The organism is Synechococcales cyanobacterium T60_A2020_003, from assembly GCA_015272205.1.
GTDB lineage: Bacteria > Cyanobacteriota > Cyanobacteriia > RECH01 > RECH01 > JACYMB01.
Map to the genome: position 1 here is coordinate 1 of JACYMB010000199.1, position 4,570 is coordinate 4,570.

Consider the following 4,570-nt stretch of genomic DNA (forward strand, 5'->3'; position numbering starts at 1 on the left):
CTCCAACAACACTGCATCCTCCGCGCCCAAATACGATATTTCTAACCAGGTTACAACTAGCAGCGTTCAATATGCAGCCCCCTTCGTCAGCCGTCGCTTTTGGGTCGATTACGCTAAACTACCCCGCAACAGTGCCGGAGAGGTGAGCACCGCATCGGTTGCGAACTGGTCTGTCAACCTACCCAACGATGATCGCGAGTATTTGTATGACCCCTCTACGCGGCAACTCACGCCCCTTGCTGACGTAGCGGATCGCGGCCAAATGCCCAGCCTCCTCGTCGAAATGACCACCAATACCTCCTCAGACTCCGTGCGCGTATGCCGCAAGGGCTTTAGTTTTCTTGGGTTTTCAGCATTGCGCTGTCGGGAAGCTGATTTGGCAACTCTTCCCGTTCGCGAGGAGTCTACATCCGGTGAGGTCATTACCAGCAGCAGTCAAGTTGATAATGGAACAACTACCGAAACCAGCAACACAGAGCCACGAAATACGACCAATAACTCATCCCAAACCACCGTTGATGTGGCCCTCCGGGGTGTAGATAGCACGATTTTAGCAGCGGGCGATCGCGTGGGTGGCCTTATTGTTACCCGGGGCTGGACGGCAAACCACATTGGAACGGACCTTGCCCTTCCGCCTCAAAATGGACGCTGGCCCGACTCGACGGGAGTTCCCATCTACGCGATTGGCGCACCCGGATCTAAAGTTGAGGTTCGCTGCTGGTATGAACCGATTGGCGGCCAAAATGCGTCCACCTACTCCGAGGGCATGGACTTCGCCTTTGATTTTGCCCACCTCGATAGCTGTATTGCTGGGGAACGCGGCACAGTGGTTGTGAATGCGGGCGACCGAATTGGCACTATTGGCAATTCAGGCTCTGCCAGCACAGGCCCTCACCTCCACATGCAGCAACGCCAAGGAGGAAATGCGAGTCCGATCACCGGAACTCAGGTAGAAGCCTGGAAGGGATATATTGAGATCGCGTTGACCGGGATTGGTACAAACAACGTGGCCTCAAATCGCTAAATTCCTAATCACGGACAACGGCGAAGTTCTAATAAAACGCAGACAGCACAGGCATTAACTGTTGCTGTCTGCATCTTCGGTTTGGGTCGTATTAACGTCGGGGGAAACCACCTGAATGCGGCTTTGGGGATAGGGAATCATTAACGCAACAACGCTAACAACGGTGGCAAGCAAGGTCAAACGAATGACCAATACTTTGTTGATTAACGGTTCTCTCACCAGATATTCTCCTCAACGATGGGCAATCCAGGGTTAGACTACAAATCCAAACCCATGATTTCCCGATCCTAAGATTAATCCCGATCATTCTGGAACCAGCGTGTGACAAAATCTAGAAAGGCTGAATGAAACCGCTTTCGCTACATTTAGCGCCCCTACCTGCTGTTCAACTGGATCAAAAAGGGTCATTTTAGAATCACCCAAGCGGCGGATCACATCACCCATGAGCCCCTGATTTCTGTAGCGGCTATCCATCTCTCGCCATAGATCAGACCCTTAGTCGATAGACTCAAGACTTCCTTGGTGATAACGTCCAAAGGTTCCAGACTGGATTCACAGGGATTATCTGCCAAGGTTCTGGAACAGCGTCTATTAACTCTGACGATGGGCGATACACGAACAGCGTCGCATCGTCCCAACCTTGTAAAGGCAATAGCGCAAAATCAGATGGCTGGCGCATCAAATAAAATGGAGTTTCCTCGGGCAAGCTAAAACTTAGGGAAACAAGGTTGGCACCATTGATATGCTCATCTCCGCGATCGCTAATGACAACTGATTTTTCTGTTGTAGCAATATAATCAGCGATCGCCGCGTTGTAGTAGTTTGGAAACTTCGTCCACCATGTTTCTGCAAATAGGCTGATCGTACAAGAAGCAACGCTAACAACAACGAGCATCGGTAGAACCATACGTCTCCACCATACTTGTCGCTGTTTCCAGAGATGCACGATCCAGTAACTTACTGCGAGTTGAATCGCGGGATAACATCCAATTAAAAATCGAGCCACGGTGGATCGGAGTCCACCAATCATCAAATCAGGTAATGCCAAGATCAGAAATGGAATCCCCACAGACGTAACGATAAAAAACCAAGTTGGGAACGGCGTCCAACGATAAATCGTGTAGAGAGATACACCAATCATGACCAAGATTGGAATCCGCGAGAGCAAGCGCAGCAGCGGAGGCACACTAATATCGGTATCCATGAACAACGCCGTAACGTTGAATACCCATAAGTTTAGAAGCGTCCCCATAGGGATCGCAGAACGCGTCCAGTCCGTCGTTGCAGCGGCCATCTCAAAGTTGCGGTGCACAACCCACGCCCACGGTAAGAAAAGCACGGCAGCGATCGCGATCGCGACTAAGTAAAAAAGTCCGGCCTTCCGATACTGATGATGCTCCCAGGAAAAAGTAGGTGGTAATATCTTTTCCTTTAGAATCAAACCTGCGAGGTATACGCCATGGGCAACAACAGTCAGACCAAATAGCGGCTGAGTGTAAAAACCGACCGTAGTCGTGCCCGCATATAGCCCCCAATCGTTCCATCGTCGGGTTCGGATGCTTCGAAGTAACAGCCAACTGACTGCAATCGTTGTGGCAGTCATAAGACTGTACTGCCGCGCGGTCTGAGCAAACAAAATATCCAATGGAGAGAGTGCTAACAGCACCGTCGCCATCAGTGCAACCGCAGAACTCGCAAACAGTTCAAGACCCAAGGCGTACATGAGCGGCAGCGAAAACAGGCTGATCACAGCAGGCAGCATTCGGTCTGCGGTGATTGAACTACCAAACAGCACCATCCATACTCGAGCCATGACAAAATACGGAGGCGGATGTTGTGGATCTTCCACTGCTAGCCCTCGTACCGTATCCCAAACGGTACTATTGGGCTTGATGCTTTGAAATTGGCGAATTTCAGAAGCCCTAAAGGTCTGATTTTGGAACAAGGTATCCTGCACCTCAGCACTCAAGTAGCCTGCTGCACGAAAGTTGGTATACACCTCGTCATGCCAGAGAATCTTGCCATCCAGGTTAGCCAACCGAAAGAAAATGCCAACTGCAATCAGCACCACAGCCGCTTGCTGCAAACCACCGAGCTGATTCCAGCGCGATCGCACCTGTTTCAACGCTTGCACTATCCTAAAAGCTCCCCATGTCGAACCGTCCCAGCATAAACACGTTGTGCACCTTAATCTAGGGGCGATCGCGTTGGCCAAACGTTACGTCAGCTACAATCAACGCCATTACTGGGCCGGAGGCTGGGCATCAGGATTGGCCGGAGGCTGGACAGAACAAGGATTATCCGCAGGAGCCGCTTGGCAATTATTGATATATAGTTGTTCGACGTATGGCTTCTGCCAGTAGGGTGGGATCTCCAGCAAATCTCGCGTTCCTGTAAAGCCTTGACCAATGAAAAATAAAAGCGCGATCGAATTCAGGACAATATGCACCGTTCGCCAGCGATTGGTACGATCGTGATAGATATCGGGCGCAATCGCCTGGGCAAACAGCATCAGCATTGCTGCCGTTAATCCAAAGTAAAAGTGTGAGAGATACCACTCAAAATCTCGGCGGAATACACCATCTTGAAAGCCCAGAAGTACTAGACCCATTCCCGTTAATGAGGCAAACACACCGCGCCACAGCCGTGTTCGAGCTTTGAACAGGAAGAACAAGGAGAGCACTGTCACAATAAACAACGCCACAATGAAGAATGCTTTGAACGGATCGTTGCTCCACGTTTGCTTCTCAGCCATCGCTAAAAATATGGGATGAGCCAGACCCATAAGAGCCAAAATGACAACCGAAGCTGCTAACCAGCGACCAATTTTGACATGGTCTCGGCCTGCCGTTGGGGGAATTGTGCTTTTGCTCTTATCCGCTGTTTGTAAGCGACGTTGGCGGGTTTGCCATGCGAAGTAAGACACAATGCCAATTAAGGGGAACACGAATACTACGGCTAATGTGGGATGGATTAGCCCCATTAAATCAGGATTCATCGCTTTAACCTCAGATCACGAAGACGTTCAATGTATACCACTGCTTGAACCGTTCAAGATAGCGGTTAGCTTACAAAACACAGACCTTTGGGCGGAACGCTGATTCGTTAGAGAATCCGCTCTACACGAAGACATCGCTAGCCTGGATTAACCTGCACATTTTATGACGGTGGACGAAGGCATTCTAACGGCCTTCCCTGAGAGGATGCTGTGAATAGCACCTTGAAAACCTGATAAACTTCAAATTTTTTTGACAGATCAGCAGATCTTGGGTTGATGTTCTGATTCCTTCTCGTTCATGATGTAGGGGGTCATGACTCGCAATGAATACTACAGCTAGTTATGTACTGAGGGATAAGCTTTATTCCTATCAGTGAAGCGTTCCGCTAAGGGCATTGCGATTAGCATGATGGGCATCTAGAGCAATGGTGAACGGGGTTAGTCCCGAACCTTATGATTGTTCTGTGGCGGGTTCATGCTTCACACCGATTACCAATTTAGCTTCTCCGTGAAAGCCCCGCACTCTGCCGAAGGCGAGTGTCGGGATG

General features: G+C 50.0%; 4 protein-coding genes. 1 reads left to right on the forward strand and 3 read right to left on the reverse strand.

Annotated features, from left to right (window positions below; genetic code table 11):
* The coding region (locus tag IGR76_10230; protein ID MBF2078873.1) for a M23 family metallopeptidase at window positions 1-1,024 on the forward strand (1,024 nt) is incomplete at its 5' end.
* 54 nt (window positions 1,025-1,078) lie between these two features.
* Here the strand turns inward: IGR76_10230 and IGR76_10235 are convergent.
* The 3 genes from IGR76_10235 to IGR76_10245 all read right to left on the reverse strand — a co-directional run bounded on the left by IGR76_10235 (window position 1,079) and on the right by IGR76_10245 (window position 4,022).
* Window positions 1,079-1,243: a hypothetical protein gene (locus tag IGR76_10235; protein ID MBF2078874.1), complete on the reverse strand. Its 165-nt coding sequence runs from the start codon at window positions 1,241-1,243 to the stop codon at window positions 1,079-1,081.
* Window positions 1,244-1,532: 289 nt separating this feature from the next.
* Complete coding sequence (locus IGR76_10240; GenBank protein MBF2078875.1) at window positions 1,533-3,158, reverse strand: glycosyltransferase family 39 protein; 1,626 nt, start codon at window positions 3,156-3,158, stop codon at window positions 1,533-1,535.
* A 108-nt stretch (window positions 3,159-3,266) separates the two neighbouring features.
* Window positions 3,267-4,022: a DUF4079 domain-containing protein gene (locus IGR76_10245; protein ID MBF2078876.1), complete on the reverse strand. Its 756-nt coding sequence runs from the start codon at window positions 4,020-4,022 to the stop codon at window positions 3,267-3,269.
* Window positions 4,023-4,570: the final 548 nt, after the last annotated feature.